At 66.1% G+C, this 25,385-nt stretch carries 31 protein-coding genes and 3 pseudogenes; 7 read left to right on the top strand and 27 right to left on the bottom strand.

What is annotated here, in order from left to right:
- A partial coding sequence (locus OM960_RS23230; RefSeq protein ID WP_264773656.1) for an integrase core domain-containing protein occupies positions 1 to 155 on the top strand: 155 nt, incomplete at its 5' end.
- A 33-nt stretch (positions 156 to 188) separates the two neighbouring features.
- Here the strand turns inward: OM960_RS23230 and OM960_RS23225 are convergent.
- The 4 genes and pseudogenes from OM960_RS23225 to OM960_RS23210 form a co-directional block, all read right to left on the bottom strand.
- Positions 189 to 783 (bottom strand): annotated as a pseudogene (locus tag OM960_RS23225) (IS66 family transposase zinc-finger binding domain-containing protein); the annotation flags it as partial.
- 177 nt (positions 784 to 960) lie between these two features.
- The gene (tnpB, locus tag OM960_RS23220) at positions 961 to 1,194 is read right to left on the bottom strand and encodes an IS66 family insertion sequence element accessory protein TnpB (RefSeq protein ID WP_432759534.1); all 234 of its coding nucleotides are present in this window, start codon (positions 1,192 to 1,194) and stop codon (positions 961 to 963) included.
- On the bottom strand, positions 1,191 to 1,592 hold the full coding sequence (tnpA, locus tag OM960_RS23215; RefSeq protein WP_264773654.1) for an IS66-like element accessory protein TnpA: 402 nt from the start codon (positions 1,590 to 1,592) through the stop codon (positions 1,191 to 1,193). Before tnpA ends, tnpB begins: the two co-directional genes overlap by 4 nt.
- Before the next feature lie 79 nt (positions 1,593 to 1,671).
- A pseudogene (locus OM960_RS23210) lies at positions 1,672 to 2,097 on the bottom strand (IS3 family transposase); the annotation flags it as partial.
- 8 nt (positions 2,098 to 2,105) lie between these two features.
- On the opposite strand from OM960_RS23210, the pseudogene OM960_RS23205 reads away from it, so the two are divergent.
- A pseudogene (locus OM960_RS23205) lies at positions 2,106 to 2,687 on the top strand (transposase domain-containing protein); the annotation flags it as partial.
- A 60-nt stretch (positions 2,688 to 2,747) separates the two neighbouring features.
- Here OM960_RS23205 and OM960_RS23200 read toward each other — a convergent pair.
- Together OM960_RS23200 and OM960_RS23195 are read right to left on the bottom strand one after the other, a co-directional pair.
- Complete coding sequence (locus OM960_RS23200; protein ID WP_264773653.1) at positions 2,748 to 3,518, bottom strand: slipin family protein; 771 nt, start codon at positions 3,516 to 3,518, stop codon at positions 2,748 to 2,750.
- Between the two features lie 2 nt (positions 3,519 to 3,520).
- The gene (locus tag OM960_RS23195; RefSeq protein WP_264773652.1) at positions 3,521 to 4,978 is read right to left on the bottom strand and encodes an NfeD family protein; all 1,458 of its coding nucleotides are present in this window, start codon (positions 4,976 to 4,978) and stop codon (positions 3,521 to 3,523) included.
- A 398-nt stretch (positions 4,979 to 5,376) separates the two neighbouring features.
- Here OM960_RS23195 and OM960_RS23190 point away from each other — a divergent pair, with 398 nt between their 5' ends.
- Complete coding sequence (locus tag OM960_RS23190) at positions 5,377 to 6,186, top strand: DUF2189 domain-containing protein (protein WP_264773651.1); 810 nt, start codon at positions 5,377 to 5,379, stop codon at positions 6,184 to 6,186.
- A 7-nt stretch (positions 6,187 to 6,193) separates the two neighbouring features.
- Here the strand turns inward: OM960_RS23190 and OM960_RS23185 are convergent, their stop codons facing one another.
- From OM960_RS23185 to OM960_RS23165, 5 genes are read right to left on the bottom strand one after another with little or no spacing between them, the layout of a single operon-like run.
- The gene (locus OM960_RS23185) at positions 6,194 to 6,529 is read right to left on the bottom strand and encodes a cytochrome C oxidase subunit IV family protein (protein ID WP_264773650.1); all 336 of its coding nucleotides are present in this window, start codon (positions 6,527 to 6,529) and stop codon (positions 6,194 to 6,196) included.
- 35 nt (positions 6,530 to 6,564) lie between these two features.
- Complete coding sequence (locus OM960_RS23180; protein WP_264773649.1) at positions 6,565 to 7,284, bottom strand: heme-copper oxidase subunit III family protein; 720 nt, start codon at positions 7,282 to 7,284, stop codon at positions 6,565 to 6,567.
- 13 nt (positions 7,285 to 7,297) lie between these two features.
- Entirely contained in the window at positions 7,298 to 7,993 is a 696-nt protein-coding gene (locus OM960_RS23175; RefSeq protein WP_264773648.1) for a cytochrome c oxidase subunit 3, read from the bottom strand.
- The gene (locus tag OM960_RS23170) at positions 7,990 to 9,762 is read right to left on the bottom strand and encodes a cytochrome c oxidase subunit I (protein WP_264773647.1); all 1,773 of its coding nucleotides are present in this window, start codon (positions 9,760 to 9,762) and stop codon (positions 7,990 to 7,992) included. Before OM960_RS23170 ends, OM960_RS23175 begins: the two co-directional genes overlap by 4 nt.
- Before the next feature lie 46 nt (positions 9,763 to 9,808).
- The gene (locus OM960_RS23165) at positions 9,809 to 10,486 is read right to left on the bottom strand and encodes a cytochrome c oxidase subunit II (protein WP_264773646.1); all 678 of its coding nucleotides are present in this window, start codon (positions 10,484 to 10,486) and stop codon (positions 9,809 to 9,811) included.
- Positions 10,487 to 11,041: 555 nt separating this feature from the next.
- On the opposite strand from OM960_RS23165, the gene OM960_RS23160 reads away from it, so the two are divergent.
- Positions 11,042 to 11,926, top strand: coding sequence for a DUF2189 domain-containing protein (locus tag OM960_RS23160; RefSeq protein ID WP_264773645.1), 885 nt, complete (start codon positions 11,042 to 11,044; stop codon positions 11,924 to 11,926).
- 20 nt (positions 11,927 to 11,946) lie between these two features.
- Here the strand turns inward: OM960_RS23160 and OM960_RS23155 are convergent, their stop codons facing one another.
- The 11 genes from OM960_RS23155 to OM960_RS23105 all read right to left on the bottom strand — a co-directional run bounded on the left by OM960_RS23155 (position 11,947) and on the right by OM960_RS23105 (position 20,690).
- On the bottom strand, positions 11,947 to 12,447 hold the full coding sequence (locus tag OM960_RS23155; protein ID WP_264773655.1) for a ZIP family metal transporter: 501 nt from the start codon (positions 12,445 to 12,447) through the stop codon (positions 11,947 to 11,949).
- 5 nt (positions 12,448 to 12,452) lie between these two features.
- On the bottom strand, positions 12,453 to 12,962 hold the full coding sequence (locus tag OM960_RS23150; RefSeq protein WP_264773644.1) for a hypothetical protein: 510 nt from the start codon (positions 12,960 to 12,962) through the stop codon (positions 12,453 to 12,455).
- Entirely contained in the window at positions 12,920 to 13,162 is a 243-nt protein-coding gene (locus OM960_RS23145) for a hypothetical protein (RefSeq protein WP_264773643.1), read from the bottom strand. Before OM960_RS23145 ends, OM960_RS23150 begins: the two co-directional genes overlap by 43 nt.
- Before the next feature lie 295 nt (positions 13,163 to 13,457).
- A complete protein-coding gene (gene hemN / locus OM960_RS23140; protein WP_264773642.1) occupies positions 13,458 to 14,813 on the bottom strand; it encodes an oxygen-independent coproporphyrinogen III oxidase in 1,356 nt (451 codons plus the stop codon).
- A gap of 44 nt (positions 14,814 to 14,857) precedes the next feature.
- On the bottom strand, positions 14,858 to 15,088 hold the full coding sequence (locus tag OM960_RS23135) for an NnrT protein (protein WP_264773641.1): 231 nt from the start codon (positions 15,086 to 15,088) through the stop codon (positions 14,858 to 14,860).
- Positions 15,085 to 15,258, bottom strand: coding sequence for a hypothetical protein (locus OM960_RS23130; RefSeq protein ID WP_264773640.1), 174 nt, complete (start codon positions 15,256 to 15,258; stop codon positions 15,085 to 15,087). Before OM960_RS23130 ends, OM960_RS23135 begins: the two co-directional genes overlap by 4 nt.
- Position 15,259: 1 nt before the next feature.
- Positions 15,260 to 17,146, bottom strand: a complete 1,887-nt coding sequence (locus tag OM960_RS23125) for a nitric oxide reductase activation protein NorD (RefSeq protein ID WP_264773639.1) — start codon at positions 17,144 to 17,146, stop codon at positions 15,260 to 15,262.
- Positions 17,139 to 17,936, bottom strand: a complete 798-nt coding sequence (locus OM960_RS23120; protein WP_264773638.1) for a CbbQ/NirQ/NorQ/GpvN family protein — start codon at positions 17,934 to 17,936, stop codon at positions 17,139 to 17,141. The genes OM960_RS23125 and OM960_RS23120 overlap by 8 nt, the downstream gene beginning before the upstream one ends.
- Before the next feature lie 3 nt (positions 17,937 to 17,939).
- On the bottom strand, positions 17,940 to 19,289 hold the full coding sequence (locus OM960_RS23115; protein WP_264773637.1) for a cbb3-type cytochrome c oxidase subunit I: 1,350 nt from the start codon (positions 19,287 to 19,289) through the stop codon (positions 17,940 to 17,942).
- A gap of 11 nt (positions 19,290 to 19,300) precedes the next feature.
- Positions 19,301 to 19,753 (bottom strand): c-type cytochrome, encoded by a 453-nt coding sequence (locus tag OM960_RS23110; RefSeq protein WP_264773636.1) that lies wholly within the window; start codon positions 19,751 to 19,753, stop codon positions 19,301 to 19,303.
- Between the two features lie 241 nt (positions 19,754 to 19,994).
- Positions 19,995 to 20,690 (bottom strand): Crp/Fnr family transcriptional regulator, encoded by a 696-nt coding sequence (locus tag OM960_RS23105; RefSeq protein WP_264773635.1) that lies wholly within the window; start codon positions 20,688 to 20,690, stop codon positions 19,995 to 19,997.
- Positions 20,691 to 20,789: 99 nt separating this feature from the next.
- Between OM960_RS23105 and OM960_RS23100 the strand changes: the two genes are divergently transcribed.
- A complete protein-coding gene (locus OM960_RS23100) occupies positions 20,790 to 21,212 on the top strand; it encodes a pseudoazurin (protein WP_264773634.1) in 423 nt (140 codons plus the stop codon).
- Positions 21,213 to 21,279: 67 nt separating this feature from the next.
- Here OM960_RS23100 and OM960_RS23095 read toward each other — a convergent pair whose 3' ends face one another.
- From OM960_RS23095 to OM960_RS23075, 5 genes are all read right to left on the bottom strand, one after another.
- The gene (locus OM960_RS23095) at positions 21,280 to 21,570 is read right to left on the bottom strand and encodes a DUF6522 family protein (RefSeq protein ID WP_264773633.1); all 291 of its coding nucleotides are present in this window, start codon (positions 21,568 to 21,570) and stop codon (positions 21,280 to 21,282) included.
- The gene (locus tag OM960_RS23090) at positions 21,567 to 22,763 is read right to left on the bottom strand and encodes an NnrS family protein (RefSeq protein WP_264773632.1); all 1,197 of its coding nucleotides are present in this window, start codon (positions 22,761 to 22,763) and stop codon (positions 21,567 to 21,569) included. Before OM960_RS23090 ends, OM960_RS23095 begins: the two co-directional genes overlap by 4 nt.
- A 17-nt stretch (positions 22,764 to 22,780) precedes the next feature.
- Positions 22,781 to 23,482: a 5-formyltetrahydrofolate cyclo-ligase gene (locus tag OM960_RS23085; RefSeq protein WP_264773631.1), complete on the bottom strand. Its 702-nt coding sequence runs from the start codon at positions 23,480 to 23,482 to the stop codon at positions 22,781 to 22,783.
- 155 nt (positions 23,483 to 23,637) lie between these two features.
- Entirely contained in the window at positions 23,638 to 23,982 is a 345-nt protein-coding gene (locus OM960_RS23080; RefSeq protein ID WP_264773630.1) for a carboxymuconolactone decarboxylase family protein, read from the bottom strand.
- Between the two features lie 3 nt (positions 23,983 to 23,985).
- The gene (locus tag OM960_RS23075; protein ID WP_263340555.1) at positions 23,986 to 24,495 is read right to left on the bottom strand and encodes a hemerythrin domain-containing protein; all 510 of its coding nucleotides are present in this window, start codon (positions 24,493 to 24,495) and stop codon (positions 23,986 to 23,988) included.
- Between the two features lie 134 nt (positions 24,496 to 24,629).
- On the opposite strand from OM960_RS23075, the gene OM960_RS23070 reads away from it, so the two are divergent.
- Both OM960_RS23070 and OM960_RS23065 read left to right on the top strand, forming a co-directional pair.
- Positions 24,630 to 25,082 carry an RrF2 family transcriptional regulator gene (locus OM960_RS23070; protein ID WP_263340558.1) on the top strand — a complete coding sequence of 151 codons (453 nt, stop codon included), beginning with the start codon at positions 24,630 to 24,632 and terminating at the stop codon, positions 25,080 to 25,082.
- Between the two features lie 10 nt (positions 25,083 to 25,092).
- The coding region (locus OM960_RS23065) for a hypothetical protein (protein ID WP_264773629.1) at positions 25,093 to 25,385 on the top strand (293 nt) is incomplete at its 3' end.

Raw genomic sequence — 25,385 nt, 5'->3', positions numbered from 1 at the left:
ACGGCGAGGTCTTTTACAGCCTCCGAGAGGCCAAGATCCTCATCGAGCAATGGAGGAAACACTACAACACGAAACGCCCCCACAGTGCTCTGGGCTACCGCCCGCCGGCCCCTGAAACCGTCATCCCGATGGACCAGAGGCCAGTCATGCACTAACAATCAAATCGGACCACTCAGGTGGGGCTGATCAACACCTTCCCGGGCATAACGCTCGGCCTGGCGGTTCAAGGGCTGGTGCTGGCCAAACTCCTCGAAGGCGATCATGGCCAGCAGGTTCGGACCCGCCCAGCCGCGCGGAGTCGGATGGAACGGAGCCGGCGGCTGGCTGATCTTCTCGCAGTCCCGGCAGGTGAACTTCTCGCGGACCGTCTGGATCACCTTCCACCGCCGGGGGATCACCTCGAGCGTCTCGGTGATGTCTTCTCCCATCTTCACGATATGGGACGAGCCGCAGCAGCTGCAGTTCGCAGGGCACCAGAACGTCCGCCCGCCGCATCGCGGCCGCCACCTTCGTCGTCTTCTCCGCGGCATGCTCCGCCCGGACCGCATCCTCGCTCGCTGCCGTCTCCAACTCCTCGAGCTGCAGTTCGAGCTGGTCGATCAGCCGGGCGGTGCGCTCGGCGCTGCGGCCATACTGCTCCCGCCTGAGCCGGGCAATCTCGAGCTTCAGGCCGGCGATCATCGCCTCCGAGGCCGAGACGACAGCCTCCGACCGGGCCAGTTCGGCCTTCGTGGCGGCCAGCTCGGCGCGCAATCTCTCGAGTTCGGAGGCGGCATCTGACATGGCAGAAACCTACCACGCCGGCCCCGGAAAGCCCATGGGAAACGGCGTGATGAGGCTGATTTATCCCGCCTTTGCAGGACGTTGCGTCCAGCGCGGATTGCGCCAGTCAATGCCTTCCAGGAGATAACCCAGCTGGGCGGCCGAGATTTGCACCGCTTCGCCGGACCCGCTTGCCGGCTAGATGAATTTCCCCGCCTCGAGACGTTTCAGATACAGCGATATGCCGACCCCGTCGTGCCACAAAATCTTGACCAGATCGCCACGACGTCCACGGAAGCAGAATATCTCACCGGCATGCGGGTCGCGCCCGAGCCCCTCCTGGACCTGCAACGCCAGCGTGTTCATGCCCCGCCGCATGTCCGTCACGCCGCCCGCGATCCATACCTTCACGCCAGGAGGGAACGCGATCATGCTCGCTCCACGATCTGGATGAGCCGCGCAAGGACGGTCGCCTCGGTCGTGGCGGAGGTCACAAGTCGGTGCCCGTTCGGCAGAATGATCCCGACCCGGTCGCCGCCCGTGTCGTCCGCCGCGGCCCGCACATCGGCCGCAACCGGCCCGGGCGCAGGTGCAGGCGTCACGGCAACCGGCGCGAAATGCGTCCGATCCCCGTCAGCGGACAACAGCCCCTCCCGTGCCTCCCGACGCCACCGCGTCAGAAGCGAGCGGGAGATTTCGTAACGCCGCGCCGTGGCTGCCGCCCTTCGCGGTGCTGCGTGGCTCTCTTCGACAATGCGTAACTTCTCCGCGTCCGCCCAACGACGCCGCCGCCCGGTATCCGTGACCGAGAGAACCTCAACTTGGGACATGATGCTATGGTCTGCTATAGCTTCAGGCTCTTACAACCAGCCGGGCCGGTCCGTCAGACGGCCCTCGGCGGAGCCTTACCTTCCTGTCTGGGGCATCGGCGGCGAAGTCCTGCTTGATTAGTTTCGGCGCAACCGGCCAGGCATGCTCGCTGTCAGTGGTCCGCTTGAACCGCCGTTTCTGCCTTGCCACAAGCCCATTCTCGCGCATCAGCCGAGCCGTGCGATGACGCCCGATCTGATGTCCTTCGTCGATGAGGTCCCGATTCATGCGGGGACTGCCATAGGTGCCGTTCGACAGGGCGAACACCGTCCGAATGTGCGCAAGATGGACCATGTCCTGTTTCTGGCGCTGACAGGCCGGGCGGTCGCGCCAGGCGAAGAACCCGCTCTGGCTGATATCCAGGACCCGGCACATGCGGCTGATGGGAAAGCTGGCCTTCTCCGCTTCGATGAAGGCAAAGTTCTTCGACTTGCGTCTTTCGCGAAGAAGGCCGCGGCCTTTCTTCTCCGCCCCTGCCCGCCGCCGCGACGATCGACCTTTCCGCCATCCGCGAGGATCAACGCGCTGCTGTGGCCGCGGTGCTGCGCGAGCGGGATGCGCTCCGGGAGATCAACAGGCGCCTCGAACACCTGGTCGCCGAGCTCAACCATGTGGTTCACGGCAAACGCTCTGAGAGGCTCAGCGAGGACGAACGGCAACTGGCCTTCGAGGATCTCGAGACGGCTATCGCCGAGGTCGAGGAGAGGAAGGACGTGCAGGCTCCCTCGGAACGCGGGCCCCGGCGTGCGGCCCGGCGCAATCGCGGCAACCTGCCCAAGGACCTGCCACGCATCAAGCGTGTGGTCGAGCCGGACCGCCTGCTGTGCCCCTGTGGCTGCGGCGAGATGCATAGGATCGGCGAGGATCGCACGGAACGGCTGGACATCGTGCCCGCGCAACTGCGGGTGATTGTGACCGTTCGCCCCAAATACGCCTGCCGCACCTGCACCGACGGCGTGACCCAGGCGCCGGCACCTGCGCATCTCGTCGAGGGCGGGCTGCCGTCCGAAGGCGCCATCGCGCATGTGCTGGTCAGCAAATACATCCTCCCTCTCCGAAACGGAGATTATCGAAGATGTCTCGCTGAATCGTACAATCCTACAAAACAACTTCCCTCATCCGTCGTCGCCTTTGCGCCCTCGGATCGGCAAGAGGTCGACGGGCAACGGGAACACTACCGTGTTGGTCTTGTCCGTTGCGATATCGTTCAGCGCATTGAAATAGCGCAGTTGCATCGCGTTCGGTTGAGTCGCGAGCATCTTGCCGGCCTCCACGAGCTTGGCAGCCGCCTGCTGCTCACCCTCCGCGTTGATGACCCGGGCTCGGCGCAGGCGCTCGGCCTCGGCCTGTTTGGCGATAGCGCGCACCATGCTCTCGTCGATATCGACGTGCTTGATTTCGACATTGGCCACCTTGATGCCCCATGCGTCGGTCTGGCGGTCGAGAATCTCCTGAATGTCCGCGTTGAGCTTGTCGCGCTCGGCCAACATCTCGTCGAGTTCGTGCTTGCCCAATACCGAGCGAAGTGTGGTCTGCGCGAGTTGGCTGACCGCCGCAGCGAAATCGGCGACGTTGATGATGGCGCGCTGCGGATCGACGATACGGAAATAAATCACGGCATTGACCTTAACCGAGACGTTGTCGCGGCTGATGACATCCTGGCTGGGCACGTCCTCGACGAACATCCGCAAATCGGTGCGCACCACCTGCTGCACAAACGGGATCAGCAGCACGAAACCCGGCCCGCTGACGCGGGTGAAGCGGCCCAGGGTGAACACCACGCCCCTCTCGTATTCGCGGAAGACGTAGATCGCTTGATACAGGACGAGCACGACAAGTGCCACGCCCAGAAGCTGGAATATCCCTGCGAACAGATCGATCGGCATGTCTAACCCCTTCCGTTCGGTCGCGTGTCCGAGGCGGACTCCACGATCAATGTAAGCCCGTCGACGCTGCAGACACGCACTGTCTGTCCCGGGGCCAGGCTCTCAGTGCCCTGCGCCTGCCAGCGTTCACCTTCGACCCAGACGAAACCCGAACCCCCATCCCATTCCAGCACCCGCCCCGGCGCGTCGATCATCCGCGCGCGGCCGCTGACCGGTCGGGTCCGATAGGCGTGCAGGGTGAAGCCCAGAAGCAGCACGAGAATGGCGCCGCTGATCGCCGATACGATACCGATCAGCCACCACGAGATCTGATAGGCCGGCACGTCGGTGTCGACCAGCATCGAGGCGCCCAGAACAAACGCGATGAGCCCGCCGAATCCCAGGATGCCGAAGGCCGGCGTCAGCGCCTCGGCGACCATGAAGGCGATGCCGAGGGCGATCAGGGCCAGGCCGGCATAATCAAGCGGCAGCTGGTTGAGCGCATAGAGCCCGAGCGTTAGGCAGATCGCGCCGACCACGCCGGGAACGACCGCGCCGGGGCTCCAGAACTCGAAGATCAGCCCGTAGACGCCGATCATCATCAGGATCAGCGCGACGTTGGGGTTGGACAGCACGCTGAGGACGCGGGTTATCGCGTCCATCTCGACGGTCTCGACCTTCCGGCCCGCGACGGCGAGGCGCCGTTCGACCCCGGCAACCTCGACCATCCGGCCATCGGCGGCCTCCAGAAGCGCGTCTAGGTCACCGGCGAGAATGTCGATCACATCCATCTCGAGCGCCTTGGCCGATGACAGGCTCGCCGCCTCGCGCACCGCGCTTTCGGCCCAGTCGGCATTGCGTCCATGCGACTCGGCCAGGCTGCGGATCAGCGCCACCGCGTCGTTGGTGGCCTTGGCCGTCATCGTGTCCTGCGGTGATTTGGGCGTGTCGGCCTCTTCGCCGCTCCCCTGGTCCTTGGCGGGTTCGCTGCCCGGTAAGCCTTCCGGCATCCCGCCGATCTGCACCGGGGTCGCGGCGCCGACATTGGTGCCCGGGGCCATTGCGGCAATGTGCGTGGCGTAGAGGATGTAGGTACCCGCGCTGGCAGCGTGAGCGCCGGGAGGCGCGACATAGCCGATCACCGGAACCGTCGAGGCCATCACCTCAGAGATGATCTCGCGCATCGCGTCCGCAAGACCGCCCGGCGTATTCAGGCGCAGCACCAGAGCCGCCGCCTGCCGCTCTTCCGCCAGCGAGATCACGCGGGTCACATGCCGAACTGTCGCCGGGCCGATCGGCCCTTCGATAGCGGCCATCAGGACCACTGCGCCGGTGTCACCGGCGTCCACTTCCTGCGCCGCCGGCTGCAATTCGCCGAATGCCGCAACCGCAAATGCGACGGCTAAAATACGGCTCAATTTTCTGCGGACTGACACAGCTTTCCCCCTTTTACATATAGGGAACGCGCCGGCGTCCAGCAATGAATGGCTCTTCGGTTCCGACGCGCATAGCGTGGAGCATGCATCTGGGTGCCGGCGCGATCTTCTGCCTGGCGTCGCAAAGAGGGCCCGGCGCGACCGGGCGGCTCGCCTACGCCGCGCCCTTTGTCGGATCTTGCAGACAGTCTCCGGCCATTTCCTGTGATCAGCTGAAATGATAATCCTGTTGGAGCTAGCTGGTCGCGAACGTCAAGGATTGAGACCGACATGCTGCAACGGAAAGTGGGGTTTCAGTCGCTTCTGTTCAGTCCCGGCATCATGTACGGACAAATCGTCGGCGACCGCGTAGACTGAATCGGTACGGCTTGGCGCACCGCACTGAAGAGCCCGGGCGACGTCGCGAGCGCAGCGGGAGGGCGCGCGCAAAGAAAGGTGCGAAGGTGGCGGAAGGAGATGCACCGCATGGATGCGACATCTCTGCGGAATATGATATCCGCCGGATCGGCTATTGGGACGTGATCGACGCCCTGCGGCGAGGGCTGGCGGATTTCCTCGTCAAGCCGTCCCACTATGCATTCGCGATCTTGATTTACCCCGTGATTGCCCTTGCGCTCTTTGCCTGGGCGTCGCGAATTGACGCGTTCTATCTGATCTATCCACTGGCGGTGGGTTGCGCGCTTCTGGGGCCGTTCGCGGCGCTCGGGCTGTACGAGATTAGCCGACGGCTCGAAGCCGGACTGGACGCGTCATGGCACCATGCCCTCGATGTGCTGCGCGCGCCGGCCTTGCCAGAGATCGCCAAGGTCGCGTTGATGCTGCTGGCAATCTTCCTTGGCTGGATTCTGTGCGCGCATTTCCTCTACCTCGCGCTTATGAGCGAGCACCATCATGGCGGGCTTGCGGCCTTCGCACTTGCGGTCGTCGGAACACAAGCGGGCTGGACATTGATCCTGGTGGGGAACGCCGCCGGCGCTTGTTTCGCGTTCCTTGCGCTGCGGACATCCGTCGTGGCGTTTCCCCTGCTTCTGCACCGGAACGTGTCTGCGGCCATGGCCGTAGCGGCGTCTCAACTTGCCGTACGGCGCAATCCCGGCCCGATGCTGTTCTGGGGCGGACTCGTCTGCGTCTTTCTGCTCCTAGGCATTCTGACGCTCATGGTCGGGTTGATCGCGGTCCTTCCGGTGCTCGGCCACGGCACTTGGCATCTCTACCGCAAACTCGTCGTTCCCGCCGCGCCGGGCTCGGGCTGACGATGGCTTACGGGGTTCCAAAGAACGTCAGGCGCGAGATGAGCGTGTAGTCGGATTCGGCGGTCATGATCGCGAGGAAGACCAGAACTGCGACTGGTGGCAGCAGGATCGCGTAAGCGAGCGCCAGTCGTTCCCACGCCATGTGCATGAAAACCGCAACGATGAGCCCTGCCTTGAGCAGCATGAAGATGATGATGAGACTCCAGCGCAGAAGCCCCTGCAGTTCGACATAGTCGACCATGTACGACCCCGCGCTCAGAACGAAGAGAAGCACCCACACGAGCAGGTAGAGTTTGATCGGGTGCTGCTGCCCCTCCTCGTGCGAGGCGGCCGCTGACGCCATGTTGCTGTTCCGGATGGACGATTCCGTCATCTTGCTCACCACAGATAGAAGAACGCGAAAATGAAGACCCAGACGAGGTCGACGAAATGCCAGTAGAGCCCCATGATCTCGACCGCCTCGTAATCGCCCTTCTCGCGGCAGAGCCAGGAGCGTCGGCCGCTGTCGAAATCGCCCTTCCAGACCCTTGCCGCCACGATGAGAAGAAAGATCACGCCGATCGACACATGGGTGCCGTGGAAACCCGTGATCATGAAGAAGCTCGCGCCGAACTGCGCAGCGCCCCATGGATTGCCCCAGGGACGGACACCCTCGGAGATGAGCTTCGACCACTCGAAGGCCTGCATGCCGACGAAGGTGGCGCCAAGTGCCGCGGTCGCGATCATGAGGAGCGCGGTGTTTCTGCGCTGTTTGCGGTAGGCGCAATTCACCGCCATCGCCATCGTGCCCGAGGACGAGATCAACACGAATGTCATGATGGCGATCAGGATGAGCGGAAGATCAGCCCCGCCGATATGGAGAGCAAAGACCTCGCTGGCATTGGGCCAGGCATCCACGGTCGAGGAGCGCGCGGACATGTAGGAGACGAGGAAGATCGAGAACACGAAGGTGTCGCTCAGGAGGAAGATCCACATCATCGCCTTTCCCCACGACACCTTCTTGAAGGTGCGTTGATCCGACCCCCAGTCGGACACGAAACCTTCGAGACCCTCGGGGCGGCCGCCTTGGGGCCCGTGCCTCACTCTCGCATCCGCCATCGGGTCCTCCTCGTTACAAGAGTTCGCGGCAAAGGGCGACCAGGTCGCTTGCCCAGCCCAGCAGAAGGGCGAGCATGCCAAGCCAGACAATCAGCAGGAAGTGCCAGTAGATCGCGCACAACTCGACGCCGAGCCGGGCCCGGCGCGGATCGTTTCCCCGCCGCAGGCGTCCTCCGGTACGCGCCAGAGCCACGAGCCCGCCGAGGATGTGCAGGCCGTGCAGGCCGGTGATCACATAAAAGAAGCTCGCGCCGGGATGCGCGGCCAGGGACTGGCCACTGTCGACGAGCCAGCGCCAGGCAAGGAGCTGGCCAACCAGAAAGGCCAGCGTGGAGAGCCCCCCCGCGGCGACGCTCGCAAGCAGAAGCGCAGATTCGCCCCGCCGCGCGGCGGACACCGCAATCTGAAGGACGGCGCTGCTTAGCACGAGTATCGCGGTGTTGATCCAGACCACCGACGGCAACCGTAACTGGTACCAGTCGGCATAGTCCATTCGCATCGTAACCGCGCTGCCGAACAGCGCGAAGAGCCCGCCGACCACCGCGAGAAACACGCCGAGCCCGATCTTGGCCGCGGGCGCCGCGCCCACGCCCGCCGTCGTCCGGATCTCGCCGGTCTCGAGCCATGGTTTGGAGGTCAGCCCCTGCCGCGACAGCCACCAGCCGGCGATGAGCGCGACGACGAGGAGAAAGACAAGAACAATGCTCATAGCGGGACGTCTTTCTCGATGCGCGGGCCGGGATCGTTCTGGGCGATGAAATCCTCCGGCGCGCCCGGGACGCTGTAATCGTAGGCCCAGCGGTAAACGACGGGGAGGTCCTTGCCCCAGTTGCCATGCACCGGCGGCGTGTCCGGCGTCTGCCATTCGAGCGAGCAGGCCCGCCACGGGTTCGGCCCCGCCGCGCGCCCTGCGCGAAGGCTCCACAGCAGGTTGAACAGGAACAGCACCTGCGCCGCGCCGACCACGAGCGCGGCGACGCTGATGAAGGCATTGAGGCCGGCGACGGGCGTGGTGATGAAGGAGGCGTCGATTTCCGGATAGCGCCGCGGCACGCCGACGAGGCCCACGTAGTGCATCGGGAAGAAGATCGCATAGGCGCCGATGAAGGTGACCCAGAAGTGGATCTGGCCCATCGCCTCGTTCAGCATCCGCCCGGTCATCTTCGGATACCAGTGATAGATCGCGCCGAAGATTACCAGGATCGGCGCCACGCCCATCACCATGTGGAAATGCGCGACGACGAACATCGTGTCGGAGAGGGGCACATCGACGACCACGTTGCCGAGGAAGAGTCCGGTCAGACCGCCGTTGGCAAAGGTCACGATGAAGGCGATCGCGAAGAGCATCGGCAGCGTCAAGTGGATGTCGCCCTTCCAGAGCGTCAGCACCCAGTTGTAGACCTTGATCGCCGTCGGCACCGCGATGATCAGCGTCGTCGTGGCGAAGAAGAAGCCGAAATAGGGATGCATGCCCGAGACATACATGTGATGCGCCCAGACGATGAACGACAGGGCGCCGATGATGACGATCGCCCAGACCATCATCCGGTAGCCGAAGATGTTCTTGCGGGCGTGGACGCTGATCAGGTCCGAGACGATGCCGAAGGCGGGGAGCGCCACGATGTAGACCTCGGGGTGCCCGAAGAACCAAAACAGGTGCTGAAAGACGATCGGGCTGCCGCCGCCGTAGCTGAGTGTCTCACCCAACTCGACAAGCGCCGGCATGAAGAACGAGGTGCCGAGGAGCCGGTCGAAGAGCATCATCACGCAGGCGACGAAGAGCGCGGGGAAGGCGAGCAGCGCCATCACGGTGGCGGTGAAGATGCCCCAGACCGTCAGCGGCATCCGCATCAGCGTCATGCCGCGCGTGCGGGCCTGAAGCACGGTCACGACGTAGTTGAGCCCGCCCATGGTGAAGCCGATGATGAAGAGGATCAGCGAGACGAGCATCAGGATGATGCCCGCGCCCTGGCCGCCCGGCGTGCCCGAGAGGATCGCCTGCGGCGGGTAGAGCGTCCAGCCCGCCCCGGTCGGCCCGCCGGGCACGAAGAAGCTCGCCACCAGCACCAGCACCGCGAGCAGGTAGATCCAGTAGCTCAGCATGTTGACGAACGGGAACACCATGTCCCGCGCGCCGACCATCAGCGGGATCAGGTAATTGCCGAAGCCGCCGAGGAAGATCGCGGTCAGGAGGTAAATCACCATGATCATCCCGTGCATGGTGATGAACTGGTAATAGGCCTCGGGCGTGATGAAGTCGAATATGCCCGGGAAGCCGAGCTGAAGGCGCATCAGCCACGACAGGACGAGTCCCACCAGGCCGATCGCGATCGCGGTGCCGGAATACTGGATCGCGATGTACTTGGCGTCCTGCGAGAAGACATATCTGCCCCACCAGGTATGCGGATGCGGGAGGGGAAGGTCAGGAACCTCGGCGGGGGGAATCCCGGCGTCCGGCCTGTCGCTGACATTCGCCATGGTTTCGCCTCCTTTCAGCGCGGCGCCGCGCTCTCCCCTCTTCTCCTCACGGCTCGGCGGCCACCCTGACCGGCCGCGGCCGTTGCAGGCTCGCGAAAGTTACCTGCTCGCCAAGCCAGGCGTCGTATTCAGCCTGTTCCTGCACCTGCACATAGCTGCGCATGAAGGCGTGGCCCGTGCCGCAAAGCTCTGCGCAGAGCACCTCGAACTCGCCGGTGCGGATCGGTGTGAACCAGAAATAGGTCACCGTGCCCGGCACCATGTCCATCTTGGCGCGGAACTCCGGCACGTAGAAATCGTGCAGAACGTCGACCGACCTCAGCACGACCTTCACGGGCTTGCCGATCGGCAGATGCAGATCGCCGCCCTCGACGATCACGTCGTCGGCGCCGTTCGAGTCGTGCGGGCTGACGCCGAGCGGGTTGTCGGCCGAAATCCAGTTTACGCCGGAGGCGCCAAGCTTTCCATCGGCGCCCGGCAGGCGGTAGCTCCAGGACCACTGCTGGCCAACGACCTCGACTTCGGTCGCCTCACTGGGCACGGTTACGAATTGTTTCCAGACGATAAGGCCGGGCGCCAGCATGGCGGCAACCCCGATCGAGGTCGCCACCGTCAGCCAGACCTCCAGCCGTTTGTTCTCGGGCTCGTAATCCGCCTTGCGTCCCGGCTGGTGCCGGAACCGGTAAACGCAATACGCCAGGAACAGCACCACGGCCGCGAACACGATGCCAGTAATCCAGAACGTAACAACAAGCGTACTGTCAATGTAAGCCCAGTTCGACGCGATAGGCGTCCACCACCAAGGGCTGACCAGGTGAAAGATCACCGAACCGAGAACCAAGAGTAGGAGTATCAATGCAACGATCATAGTGGTGCGTCTCCCCGTGCATCTGGCGCATCCAAACGGCGTAACGGGTAGCAACTATGTAGAACCATTCGAATAATAGCGGTTTTCGCCCGGGTTTTCCAGCACCCGATCCCAACCGCACTAGCTACCGCGCGATTATCGTCTGGGCCAGACCCCCTGCGCGCCGCGACGACGACCGCTCAGTTGGAAACGCTTCGGCGATCCGACGACAGCGCGCACCGACAGGGTCAGCGCCAACGGAAATGGTCCCAGGAAATCGGACAGACGGCGAAGGTGTATCCCGAACTTTTGGAGGAATACGAAAATGGCAAAACGCCGGACAATCGTGATACAATGATCTAGGTTTCGGGCTCCGACCGGACGTTTATCAGCCGGTTGAGGCGCTGACGCACGATTTCGGGGAGGCGCGAAATGGCCAAGCCAGTCAAGACGATAGGCAACCCCCTCTCCTGGGCCTTCCGTGGCATCGCCAGTTCTTCAGATCGCATAGGAGAGGCCGTACACGACATCGGCGGCGAACACATCGCTGTTCCGGAAGTGGCCCGTTTGGAAATCGACGATCTCAAGATCGTACTCCGAAAGGGAGCCGAAGATTTTGGCGCGCTGCGGACCGATGTCATCTTCCTCATCATCCTGTACCCCCTGATCGGCCTGGTTCTCTCGGCGTTTGCCTTCCAGCGCGATATGCTGCCGCTGCTGTTTCCGCTGATGTCGGGCTTCGCGTTGCTCGGACCCGTCGCTGCGGTCGGCCTTTATGAGATGAGCCGGCGGCGCGAACGCGGCGAGCCAGCCGGTATCGGCGCCGCGCTCGGTGTCATCAGTTCTCCGGCCATCGGACCGATCTTGGCGATCGGAGTCGGTCTGGTTCTCGTTTTCATCGTCTGGATGCTGGCCGCCTATCTGATTTTCACGCTTACGCTGGGCCCCGAGCCACCGGTCTCGGTGCGGGCATTCATCGTGGACATCTTCACGACTGGCGCAGGCTGGGCCATGCTGATCGTGGGCTGCGGAGTCGGCTTCGTCTTTGCTGCGGCGACGCTTGCGATGACCATTGTTTCCATTCCGCTCCTGCTCGATCGTCACGTCGGCGTGGCCGCCGCAGTGCAAGCGTCGCTCGAGGTGACGCGGAAGAACCCGGTGACGGTCGCGACATGGGGCCTGATCGTAGCGGTCTCTCTCTTCCTGGGAACGCTGCCGCTCTTCCTGGGACTAGTTTACGCCTTCCCCGTACTCGGGCATGCAACGTGGCACTTGTACCGTCGGGCTTTCACGCCTGCACGGGCGCCTGACACCTGAGAGGCGGCCGGCCGCGCGCCTCAGATCTTCACGAGTGCCGCGGTCGCAGACCTGAAGACCACACCGCCGACGAGGCCGGCCATGACCGAGGGCAGATAGAGCGCCTCCGGTCCCACGCGGCTGCTGCGCATCAGGAAGGCGCCGACCTGGACGATGACCTGCAGAATCGCCCCGGCGCCGATCGCCAGCGCCAGCGCCGCCCATTGCGCTGAGACCGCGAGACTCCCGAGCCACATCCCCGCCACCGCTGGCGCCCCGGCCAAGCGAGCCAGGCCGACAAAAGTCCAGAGCGGCGGACGGACCTTCAGGATCAGCGCGGCGATGCCGATTCCCTCGGTGACGTTGTGCAACGCGAAGCCAAGCATGAGATAGGTGCCGAGACCCGCCGATCCGGCCGCGAAAGCCGCCCCGATGGCCAGCCCCTCGCCGAAATTGTGCAGCCCGATGCCGAGGGCCACGAAGAACGCCAGCGACAGGCCCGACGGTGCGCCCAGCCGCGGCCCCACCGCCATCAGGAGCATGAAGCTCACCAGGCGGCGAGCACCACCATCACCGGCCTTTGGAAGATGGCGGCTGTTTTGGTCGCAAGCTCCAGCGCTTCCGCGGAGCCGTCGATCAGGAGGAAGGCGAGAAGGCCGACGGTCAGCGCCAGAAAGAAGTTCATGCCACCCTGCCGGACATTGCGTGGCACCGGATGGAACATCGCCCCGATGGCGACCGGAACGATGCCGATGAGGCTGCCGATCAGCGCCTGTGCCCGAAGCTGACCGCTTGTCGCCTTCGGCGCCGGCACCGCGACCGCAATCTCGTGGTCGAAGGACGCACCGAGCCGCCGGCGCGAACCAGAAGGCCGATGCCCTGATCGTCGAGCACGACCCGCTCGAAGGACCGGTTCCCGACCGGCGGCGCCATTGCCGGAATCCCGAATCGGGTCGGTCAGGACGAGCCAGCCGACCACCGCGACAACGAGGGCGAGTGGCATCGGGAGCCAGGTCAGGCCGCGGAGGCCGCGTGGCGTCGAAGCGGCGTCGCGCATACCTCGGCCTCCACGATGTCGATCATCGCCGTCCAGCCAAGCTCCGTGAACTCCGCCTGATGGGCGCGAAACATGCACATACCGGGCTCATGCTCGGCCAAGGTGACTTCCGGGATGCCCCGTTCGGCCGGGAATTGGGTGATGGGGTCAGCGGTCCCGACGGTGATCTGAGCGCGGTGCGACGGCACGTGGCCGGCCACTTCGTATCCGGTGTTCGCCGTGAAACGGGCTCCGGCATGTGCAGTCTCGCTGCCGGTTGCACTCGCGGATCGCTCGGAGGCTTGCGCACATCTTGCGCAATGCGAATGCCGTGCAACTGCAAGGCGTCGTGAAGGGCCGCGGCACCTTCCGATGCTTACCCTCGCGCGAAGTAGGCAGCGGGTGTCCCGGATCATCTGGCGACGGACACTTCGCAGTCCGGGGCAGGTGCCCTTGGTGCATGTGCGTCCGACACGACCCACCCGCCCGACTCTGTTCGGCCAAAGCGTTGAACAGTCACGTCGCCCGGCTGTAGCGCACGCCTTCGGGAACATGTGCGTCGTAGCTGCTGGCGATAATCCTCGCAACCGCGTGCCCATCGCGAAGAATTGTCAATGCGTCATCCGTCAACGTCACCAGATCGCCGAACCGCTCCTCGATGAGCGCGGTCGTCGGGTCCAGAGTCGCCGACAAGGATCCGAACCGCGCCCGCAGTTCGCGGCGATCGAGGCGGAAGTCGCACATCAGCATTTCGATCGCGCGGCCTCGGAGACGATCGTCGGCAGACATGACATGCCCCTTCGTTCCCGCGAGTTGCCCGGCCTCGATGCGCTGCGCATAAGCCGCGGTAGCGGGGGCGTTCTGCACATACCCTTCGGCGAAGCGCGAGATCGAGGACGCGCCGAGGCCGATCAGCGTGCCGCAGGTATCGTCGGTGTAGCCTTGAAAATTCCGCCGCAGGCGTCCACTTCGCGCGGCGCGCTCGAGCCCGTCGCCCGGGCGGGCGAAATGGTCGATCCCGATCGCGGCATAACCGGCGTCGCGGAACCGTGTTGCGGCGAGTTCGGACAGCCGGTAGCGCGCCATGTCGCCCGGCAACGCCGCCTCGTCGATCAGTTTCTGCCGCTTCGATACCCAGGGCACATGGGCGTAGCCGAACAGTGCGACGCGATCGGGCGCGAGGCGCAGGACCTGGTCCACGGTGGCGGAAATGCGGGCTTCATCCTGATGCGGCAGCCCGTAGACGAGATCGGCGTTCAGGGAGGCGATGCCGGCGTCGCGCAGATCCTCGACGCAGTCGCGGGTGACGTCGTAGGGCTGGATCCGGCCGATCGCAGCCTGCACGAGCGGGTCGAAATCCTGGATCCCGATGCTCGCCCGGTTCATGCCTTCCCCGGCCAGCGCCGCGATCTTGGCGCGGTCCACCATGGTCGGGTCGATCTCCACCGAGAATTCCCAGCCGTCGGCGGGCGGGATCACCGCCTTTACCGCCCCGGCAAGCCGGTGGATCATCTCCGGCGGCAGGATGGTCGGCGTGCCGCCGCCCCAATGCATGCGGCCCATGCGCACCCCGTCCGGGAGAACGCGGCGGACCAGGTCGAGCTCCCTTTCGAGAGTTCCGAGATAGCTTTCGACGGGGCTAAGGGTCTGCGTCCCCTGGGTCCGGCAGGCGCAGAACCAGCAAAGCCGCTCGCAGAACGGAATATGGATGTAGACCGAGACTGGCTCGGCCGGATCCAGTGCGGCGAGCGCCTGGGTCTGGAAACCGGTGCCGCTCTGCGGAGTAAAGACCGGAGCGGTCGGATAGGAGGTGTAGCGGGGCACCCGGCTGTCGAACAGTCCAAGGGCACGGAGTCGGTCAATCTGTGTCATGGCTCGTCTGTCGCAAGTTTGTTCATGTCGGACGTTGCGCCGGATCAAACTTCCCGGCGTTCGGCCTCGTGCATCAGCCGGGCGATGTGCCGGCCGAACGCCCAGCTCGCCGGAAGGCCGGTCAGGAGGCCCCACACCACGGCTTCATGCGGCGTGAGCACCTGCCAGCCAGACCAACTTGCGATCAGCGAGGCGAAATAGAGGTTCACCGCCGCTGCGCCGGCTGCGAACGGATAGAGCGCCGCGAGGAGGCGCCAAGCCGGCTTCGGCCTCATCTCCGGCTCACGAGGTACTGAACCCCGGCCAGGGCCGCGACCAGCGCCAGGCAGGCGACGAAGAACCAGAACTCGGCGGCCGCGGTCTGGGCCTGGGGGATGGGCCGTTCGAAACCGCCGGCGAAGGCGGATTCGGGCACGAGGAAGGCGAAGGTCGTGAGCAGTCTCATCTCAATGCTCCATGGTCAGTGACTGGTAGATGTCCGGCAGCGCCCGCGGCAGGCGGTCCGGATACGGCAGAAGGGTGAAGCCGGCGCGACCGAAGATCCGCGAGAACCACTCCTGGCCGTCGGCGTCGACGATCACGCCATGCACGGACTGGCCGAGGCTGCGCGCCTCGCGCACCGCCATCCGGCTGTCCTCGATGCCGTGAACGCCTTCGTAGTGGTCGAGATCGTTCGGCTTGCCGTCGGTCAGGACGAGGAGCAGGCGCCGTGCGGCCGCCTCTGTCGCGAGCTGCGCGGAGGCATGGCGGATCGCGGCGCCGAGGCGCGTGTAGTGTCCCGGTTGCAGACCGCCGATGCGCGCGGTGGTCGCGTCCGACATCGATTCCTCGAAGCCCTTGCAGCGGGTCACGAACACACGATCGCGCCGCAGCGAGGAGAAGCCCCAGATCGCCAGCCGGTCCCCGGCGGTCGCGATGCCGGCGGCCAGCGCGGCCAGCGCCTCGCGCGCCGTGTCGATCACCGCGTGGTCGCCCATCGCCGCCTCGGTGGAGCGGGAGCAGTCCAACAGGATCGCCACGCTGAGGTCGCGCGCCGTGGGCCGGCTCGCCTGCCAGATCCGGTCCGAGCCCTCGCGTCGGGCATGGAGCGCGATCCGGGAGCGGATCGCCGCGTCAAGGTCGAGCTCGTCGCCGTCGAGATGCCGCGGCTGCATCACGCGGCGCGGATGGAGCGGCGCGAACTGGCGGCGCACCCGCGCGACAAGACGCGCGTCGGGAGCGTAGCTCGCGGCCGGAATGGCGTCGGCCTCCAGCACCCGCACATGCCCGGGCATGTGCTTCGCCAGACGATGGTTCCATTCCGGATAGGTGAACTTCCCCGCCAGCCGCTCATGTTCGGCATCCTGGGGCGAGAGGTCGAGCGACAGGCGAAGCCGCGTCGCCGCCCGCCGCATGTGCTGCGACAGGGTGATGTGGTCCTGGTCCTCGGCGGCCTTCTGGGCGTTTTCCTGATCGTCGTCGTCGACCATCCGGTTCAGGTTGAGGCTCTCGGCCCAGGACATGATGGACTCGAACCGGTGGATGATGAAGCTGTCCTTGCGGTTGGCCTGGTCCCGCTCCTCGCGCCGGCCGTCCTTGCGGCTGGGCGCGGCGGCGGCGGGCGGGCCGGGTTCCGCGGCGTCGGGCGTGGCGCCCGTGCCGCTGGTTCGCGCCAGCAGGCGCAGCCAGACCGGCACCGGCGCGAAGGTCCGGTAGCCGCGCGGCGCGGGTCCGGCCGGGCGCGGCGTGGCGTCCACGGCGCCGAGCTGGTGCAAGATCAGCGATTCAACATGCGCCTCGTGCCGTGGCAGACCGGCGCGGCGGCGGGTTTCAGCAAGATGCCGGCAGAGCGTCGCATGGGCGCCACGCAGACCCGGACAAGACGCGCGCGCCCTGTCCGAGGCCTCGCCAATGGCCGCGATCTCGGCGAGGTCGGCGGCATAGGGATCGGCAGATCGTTCCGGCGGGCGCACATGCGCGGCCAGCGCCGCCAGCCAGAGATAGGAGCTGCGGTTCAGGTCCGGATCAAGGAAGGCATCCATGACCGGTGGCAGCCGCAGCTTCTCGCCGTCGAAATCGGCGACATGGACCGTCTCGCGCGGGGTGCCGATCCGGCGCAGGCGGTTCGGGCGGTGATTGGACGCGGTGGCGGGTGCCGGGACGATTTCTGTCCCGGCCGGGCCGCCGAGGGCTCGGAAGAGCACGGCGACGCTGGCGCGCACCATGTCGAACGTCACGGCGCAGGCGGCATCGGTTTCCACCGCGCCGAGACGCGAGGCCAGGCCGTGCCAGAGATCGCCGACCGTCTCTTCCGGCTCCATCACGTCGAGCGGGTGGATCATCGCGTCACCCATAGACGCTCGCCGCAAGGTCGCGCAGCGCCTGCTTCACGTCGGGCTCGTCCGTCAGGGGCTCGACGATGGCGGCGTCGAGCGCCTCCTCGACGCGCATCCCCTTGGCGATGAGGGTCGCAGCGTAGATGAGCAGCCGGGTCGACACGCCCTCCTCCAAGTCCATGCCCGAAAGCTTGCGGACATGGCCCGCGAGACGAACGAGCGCGGCCGAGCGCGCTTCGTCCAGCCCGGCCTCCGCGGCCACCACCGCCGTCTCCGTTACCGGGTCCGGGAAGCCGAAGCCGATCGACACGAACCGTTGCCGTGTGGATGGTTTCAGCTTCTTGAGAATGTTCTGATAGCCGGGATTGTAGCTCGCCACGAGCATGAAGCTCCGTGGTGCCGCCAGTTCCTCGCCAGTCCGGTCGACGATCAGCCGGCGCCGGTCGTCGGTCAGCGGGTGCAGGACGACGGCGACATCCTTGCGCGCCTCGACCACCTCGTCGAGATAGCAGATCCCGCCCTCGCGCACAGCGCGGGTGAGCGGGCCGTCGACCCAGACGGTCTCGTCGCCCTTCAGGAGATAGCGCCCGATGAGATCCGAGGCCGAAAGGTCGTCGTGGCAGGCGACGGTGTGGAGCGGCAGCCCGGACCGGGCCGCCATGTGTTCCACGAACCGCGTCTTGCCACACCCGGTCGGCCCCTTCAGGAGAAGCGGCAGGCCATTGGCATGGGCCATCTCGAACAGCGCGCATTCATTGGCGACGGGACGATAGAACCGCACCTTGGGTGTATCGATGATCGCGTTCATGGCTCACTCTCCCGCCACGGCATTCACGGGACCCGGCGCGACGATCTCGTGCCGCCGCACCACGAGCACGGAGTAGATGAACAGGAGCGCACCGATCACCACCGAGGCCCCGGCGCCAAAGCGCATCAGGTAGAAGAGCCCGAGCTGGTCCTGCACCTCCATATAGTAGTCGCCGACGATCCGCTGCATGTGGGTCTGAATGGTGCCAGCGAAGGTCAGCACGAAGGTCATGAAGGCCATGCCGCCGGTCATCAGCCAGAATGCCGCCATGTTCAGGACCTGATTGTAGGGCGCGCGGTTCTTCAACACCGGCATGGCGTAGGTGAACACCGCGAGGTTCAGCGCCACATAGGCGCCGTAGAAGGCGAGGTGTCCGTGCGCGGCGGTGATCTGGGTGCCGTGGGTGTAGAAGTTCACGCCATGGAGCGTGTGGAGAAAGCCCCAGACGCCGGCGCCGAAGAAGGCGACCGTGGAGGCCCCGAGCGACCACAGGAGCGCTGCCTTGTTCGGGTGGTTCCTACGACCTTTCCAGACCATGACGAAGGCAAAGCTCATCATGGCGAAGAACGGGATCACCTCGAAGGTCGAGAAGATCGAGCCGATCCACTGCCAGTAGCCCGGCGCGCCGATCCAGTAGAAGTGGTGCCCGGTGCCGAGAATGCCGGAGAAGAGGGCCGTCGCCACGATGACGTAGAGCCACTTCTCGATCACCTCGCGGTCGACGCCGGTGAGCTTCAGCATCAGGTAGCCGAGGATCGCCGCCATGACGAGCTCCCAGGTCGCCTCGACCCAGAGATGCACCACCATCCACCAGTACAGCTTGTCGAGCGACAGGTTCGACGGGTTGATGAAGGCGAAGATCCACAGGAGCGACATCAGCCAGAGCCCCATCAAGAGGATATTGGTGATCGCCGTCTTGCGGCCCGCGAGCACGGTGAGCGAGATGTTCACGAGGAAGATCACCGCCGCGACGAGAATCCCGAACTTCACCCAGAGCGGCTGTTCGAGGAACTCGCGCCCGCCGTGGATGCCGACGAGATAGGACGCGACCGCGCCGAGCGTGCCGACGACCAGGATGGCGAGCTGCAGGTAGGCCAGCCTGACCGAGAAGATCTCGCGCCCCGATTCCTCGGGCACGAGGTAATAGGCCGCGCCGAAGAAGCCGAGCAGCAGCCAGACGATCAGCGCGTTGGTGTGGATCATGCGGATCACATTGAAGGGGAGGATTTCCGCCAGCGTGTTCGGCGAGACGTAGATCCAGCCGGCGAGCAGCCCGCCGAGGACCTGGACGGCAAAGAGCGCCATAGCCACGAGGAAGTAGGCGTAAGCCACCTTTTGCGATTGGTATTTCATGTCGGTCTCCCTCAGCCCGCGTCGTTCGGGGGCCAGTTCTGCGTATCGGTCTGGTCGGCCCAGCGGAGGAACTCGGCGAGCGCGCGCATCTCCTCCTCGGTGATCTCGAAATGCGGCATCTGCCGGCGACCCTCGATCCCCGAGGGTTGCGCGCGCATCCATCCGTCGAGCGTCTCGTAGGCGGTCTCCGGGTCGTCCATGACGCCCCAGCGGGTCATCACGTTGCCAACCTCGGGCGCGAAATACGCGCCCTCACCGTGAAGCGTGTGGCAGTTGATGCAGGAGTTGCGTTCCCACACCTCCTTGCCGAGCTTGACTTCCTCGGTAAGCGCCATGCCGGCCGTGGATTGGTTCACGATATGGCGGTGGCTTTGCGCCGTCAGGGCCACAAACACGACGACGAAGAACAATGAGCCCCCGTAGAACACGTTCCTGGCCCGCGATTTGGTGAGTATCTCTGACATCTCGCAGTCCTGACTTCGGTAGTAGACGCAGGCTGCCTACCCGACCGCCGTCGGCCGTTTGTTGTGGAATCGCAAACAACGCGGCGATCGTGGCGCGTCGGTCCGGGAAAACGGGCTCCGGTGCGCAGTCGGGTGATGCGAAGGGCCAGCAGAGGAGCGCCGTAGGGATGCGCCCGTCACGGGTCAGAGCATGACGCCGGACGTCCTTGATCGCGGCTCCCCCGCGGCGAGGGCCACCGCCTCAGCGATCCGCCCCGCTGAGAGCCGCCAGCCGCTCAGGGGCCGTCACAACGATGTGCCTGCGGGTGGACCGGACGATGCCGTCCTTCTCCCAGGCCGCGAGCAGCCGGCTGACCGTGTGGAGCGTCGTGCCGGTCATTTCCGAGATGTTCTGCCGGGTCACCGGGAACGCGATCTCGATGCCGGCTTCGGTCGGGCGCCCGCTCTGGTTCGCCATCCGGAGAACGGCTGCCGCGACGCGCTGCTCGACGGCCTTGGTCGCGAGCTCGGTCACTTTCGCCTGGAACTCGCCGAGGCGCTGGCCGAGCGTCCGCGCGACCTCGGTGGCGAAACCGTCGTACGTCGCCGTGAATTCGGGCCAGAGCCGGACCGGCCAGGACAATGCGACACATTCGGCTGCCGCGACGGCCGTCGCCGGATACCTGTCGGAGGTGAGGGCCGGGGCGATGCCGAAAAGCTGTCCCGGCGGGATGTGCAGCGCGATGATCTGATCGCCGCCGGGCGTCGTTCGGACCACTCGGATGTAGCCGTCGAGCAACAGGAAGAACCGATCCGCCTCCTGTCCCTCGCGGAAGATCGCCGCGCCCTCCTCGTAGCGCTTCGAGACGGCCTGATCGAGGATCTCGCGGATCTCGCCACGGCTCAGGCGCACGAAGGGCGGCAGCGCTCTCACCAGGCTTTCGTCGAGCTTCGCCACGAACCCACCGGAAGTTTGTTTCAGAGCAACGTTCCCACGCGGCTCTTAGCGCATATCGGCGCCGGACGAAACAACCGGACAACACGAAAGGAAGACCCTATGTTCAAGTCCCTGACCGCCGCCGCTCTGCTTGCCGCCTCGTCCGCAAGCGCCGCGACGATCGAAGTACAGATGCTCAACAGGGGCGAGGCCGGCGCGATGGTGTTCGAGCCCGCTTATGTGAAGGCGGAACCCGGCGATGTGATCCACTTCCTGCCCACCGACAAGGGCCACAATGTGGAAAACATCGACGGCATGCTTCCCGACGGAATCGAGACCTTCAAGACGAAGTTCGGTGAGGAGTTTTCGCTGACCGTCGACAAGGAAGGCATCTACGGCGTGAAGTGTTCGCCGCATTACACGATGGGCATGGTCGCGCTGATCCAGGTCGGCGAGCCGACGAACCGCGATGCGGCGGAGGCGGCCGACCAGAAGGGCAAGGCCCGCGACCGGTTCAAGGAGCTTTTCGCTCAGGTTCAGTGACAATGGTGTGTTCTTCAGGATCGGGGCGGCGGACTGGTGACGCCGCCCCGACGCCATATCGGCCGGATTAGGTGCCGCTGCGGGCGCCGGGCGATGCAAGGCCAATCCCGGACTGGTAGAGCACGGTTCCGGCGGCATCGACCGTCAGCCGGAGCCGCTTCGTGCCGAACCGGAAGGTCAGCCTTGAGCGCCCGGCATCGGCGCCCTCACCGCGCTCGAACCGGGTGACGATATCGCCCTGCTGCATCAGACCCCGCACCTCGGCGGCCGAGAGGCCGAAGGCGCGGGCGAGATCCTCGGCCGCGATGGCAAATCCGTCGCCCTGCGGTTCGAGACGCAAGATCCGGGTTGCGGTCACGGCGCACCCTCCCTTCGGTTCGGGCGGTGCGGCGCGAGGCGCGGGCGGGTCAGGATCGGCCAGTAGATCACCGCGAAGCCGCCGAAGGCCGCGACCCAGCCCGCCGCCGCGAGATGCAGGAGCCAGGTCTGATCCGGCAGGAGCCCCGCGAGGAAGCGCGCGGCCACCGACAGGATCAGCGCCCAGTAGAGCCCGGCGATCGGCCGCGTCGCGGCGAGCGGGCGGCCGGAATGGCCGAGGCTCGCGCGGGTCATCACCGCGAGCGTCATCAGCCCGATCGCGCCGGCCATCCAGACATGCTCGGCAGCGGGGGCCGGGATCAGCCCGACGGCCGCCGCCGCCACCGCGAGAAACCCCAGCGGCACGAATGCATAGGCCGCGTGCAGGACCCAGACGAGCGGCTCGGCCCCGGTGCGATACCCCGACCAGCGCGTCAGCCGCCAGACTTGCGCGAGCCCCGCGACGAGGCCGAGCGCCGCCGTGGCCGCGCCTTCCGGGCGCAGCGCCCAGAGGAGCAGCGCCGCGAGTCCGAGGCCCATCGTCACCCGGTCGGCCCGGCCGAAGGGAACCGGGCGCGCCGCGCTGCCGCGCGCGGTGAGCCAGTTGCGGGTGAAGCTCGGCACGATCCGCCCGCCGATCAGCATGATGAGGAGAACGGCAACCCCGAGCCCGATGCGCAGGGCCGGCCCGTTCGCCGGAAACCCGCCCGCCGCCGCGCTCAGGTGATAGAGCGCATTGGTGATCGCGAAAACGGCAAGCAGCGCCACGACCGGCACGTTGCGCCAGTTCCGCCCGGCGAGGATCTCGCGCCCGAGCGCGGCCGCGAGCACGACGGGAAACGCGAGGTCGAGCGCGGCGGCCGGCGCCACGCCGACGAGCGCGGAAAGGCTCACCCCGATCCGCCCCAGGATCCACAGCCCGACGAGTGCCGCGAGCGGCCAGCCCGTCAGCGGCAGCCGCCCGGTCCGGTTCGGCACCGCCGTCAGCAGGAACCCCGCCAAAACCGCGCCGAGATAGCCGAAAAGCATCTCGTGGGCGTGCCAAGAGACCGGATCAAAGGCGGTCGGCAGGGACGGGCCGCCCGCAAGCGCCACGATCCAGAGTACGAGCGCCAGCGCGGCCCAAATCGCGCCCAGAAGGAAGAACGGCCGGAAGCCGAAGCCGAGGATGGCCGGGCCGGTCCAGGCGCGCATTCGCATAGCGGAGGTTGTCATTGGTCTGACCCCCGGTCGACCTGCGGGCCGTCCTCGGTGAGGATCGCCGACATCGGGATGTCATGTGGTTGCGGATAGATCGTGGCGAGCCGCGCGGCCTGCAGGCCGACGCCGATGACGAGGGGGCGGGGGAAACTCGCCGCCAATGTCCGGTCGAAATACCCCCCGCCGTAACCCAGGCGAAAGCCCGCACCGTCCCAGCCCACCAGCGGGGAGAGGGCGATCGCCGGGGCAACCCGTTCGGCCGTCGCCGGCGGCACCGGGATGTTCCAGTGGCCGCGTTCCATCGTCATGCCGGGCTGCCATCGCCGGAAGACGAGCGGCTCGGCGCGCTCCTCGACCACCGGCAAGGCAATCACGGCGCCCTTTTCGTGCAGCGCCGTGAGCCAGGGGCGCAGGTCGAGTTCGCCCTTGATCGGCCAGTAGCCCGAGACGATCCGCCCCGCGACCATGCCCACATGCGCGGCGAGAAAACCGTCGAGATGTCCGGCCACCCTGGCGGCGAGTTCCGACCGGAGATCGGCGCTCAGGGCCAGACGCTCGGCGCGGAGCCGCTCGCGCTCGAAGCGCCGCCAGCGGGCGGTGTCGCACGCCTGATCGGGATCGACCGCCATCCGGTCGAAATAGGCCGGATCGACCTCGGCCGCCATGCAGGGCGGCGAGGCGTAGCGGCCGGGCGCGCTTTTGTCTGCATTCATTGTTCCATCTCCAAGCGTTCTCCGGCCACCGGGCCGAGCCGCCCCGGCGCATCCCGGAAGTAGCAGTTCGCCGCCGCCCATTCCGGCCTGAAGGATCGGCGCATGGCAGCGGAACAGGCCGCGAGGCGGCGTCCGCGAAGCGACCTCGCGGGCATTCATTCGCGGCTCTTCTCCGCCTCCAGCAGCATGTCGATCATCTTCGTGGAATGGGCGAAGGCCGCGCCGGCCCGCATCTCGGCCGCCACCCAGACCGCTTCCATCAGCTGCTCCGGCGTCGCGCCTTCCCGCCGCGCCGCCTTCACATGCCCCTCGATGCACCAGGGACACTGGGTGACATGCGCGACCGCCACCGCGATCAGCTGCTTGGTCCGGCGGTCGAGCGCGCCCTCGGCGAAGACCGCCGCGCTGAAATCGCGGAAGGCGTCGTCAGGCGCCGGGGCCAGGTCATGGCGCCGCTCGGCATGGCGGAGGCTCGCCTTCGGGATCCGCAACTCGGTCATCGCCTATCTCCCCAGGTCCGGGCGCCCGGCATCGGGCGCCGACAGTGCGCTCTCGAAGCGCGGGAACAGCACCTCGTTCTCGAGCCGGATATGCGCCTCGAGATCGGCGAGGAACGCCCGCAGCCCGTCATAGAGCGCTCGCCAGGTCCGGCAGGCGCCGTCGGGCGGGGCAAGATCGCCGGTCAGGGCCAGGATGGCCGCCGTGTCGGCGGCGTGACCGTCATGGTCGGCGCGCATCGCCGCGAGCGGAGCCACGATCCCCTCGACCCGGCCGGCACGCAGCGCCGGAAAGAGGATCCGTTCCTCCTTCTGCATGTGCAGGTCGAGCGTTCCGACCATCGTCTCGAGGTACCGGCTCAGCCCTTCGGGCACATCCGGATCGCCGAAATGCACCGTCTCAACCTTCCGGGCCTGCTCGGCCAGATCGGGCAGCTGGCGGCGATGGGTCTCGTGATACCGGTGGATGATATGGTCGATCAGCGGGCCGGTCTCGGTGGGCACTTGGTCGGGCATGGCGATCCTTTCGTTCCGATGTCGTGCGGCGCGCTTGCGCGATGCGGGGGCGGGCGGCGACTCACCGAAATCGGTATTTGCAATGCTGATTAGAGCGAGTTAATACGCATTGTAAATACCGAATTGGATCTCCCATGCGCCTGACCGCCTTCACCGACTACGGATTGCGCGCCCTGATGCGCATGGCGTCGGAACCCGACCGCGCCTTTTCGACGGCCGAACTCGCCGATTTCTTCGCGGTCTCGCGCCATCATCTGACCAAGATCATGGCGACTCTGGCGACGCAGGGCATCGTCGTCACCCGCCGAGGTGCGGGCGGCGGCGCGATGCTGGCCCGGCCGGCGCCGGAGATCCGGCTGGGCGATGTCGTTCGCATTCTCGAACAGGGGCAGGCGCTGGTCGAATGTTTCGCGCCGGAGGGCGGCAACTGCACCATCAGGGGTTGCTGCCGTCTCAGGGTGCGGCTCCGCGCGGCTGAGGAGGCGTTCCTCGCCGCACTCAACCGCTCGACCCTGGCGGATTGCGCGCTGCCGCCTGACTCGGTCCCGGCCTTGTCGGAGGCGTCGGGGCGCGGCTGGCCTGACTGAGGGGGCGGCAATGACCGGGCCCGACCGACGACGGGGATTGCGCACCGCGATCGCGGCGTTGGTCGCGCCCGAGATCCGGGCCTGGAACGGAGAGATGCCGCTGCCGGTCGTGTTCTGGCTCTACGGCGTCGCCGCGAGTGTCGTGCTCGGAACGCTCTATGCGACCAGCGTCTTTCTCGAACAGCACCGCCTCGAGCAGGGGCTGCTCCTCCTTTTCGCTGCCTACTCGATCTGGCTGCCGGTTTCGATCTGGCGCAGCGCGCTCCGCAGCACCAGCCCGTGGGCCGTGCCGGCGCGCTGGCT

The organism is Defluviimonas salinarum, from assembly GCF_026013545.1.
Classification (GTDB): Bacteria; Pseudomonadota; Alphaproteobacteria; order Rhodobacterales; family Rhodobacteraceae; genus Albidovulum; species Albidovulum salinarum.
The sequence above is the reverse complement of the archived record's forward strand: the minus strand, read 5'-3'. Positions and strand labels throughout refer to the sequence as shown.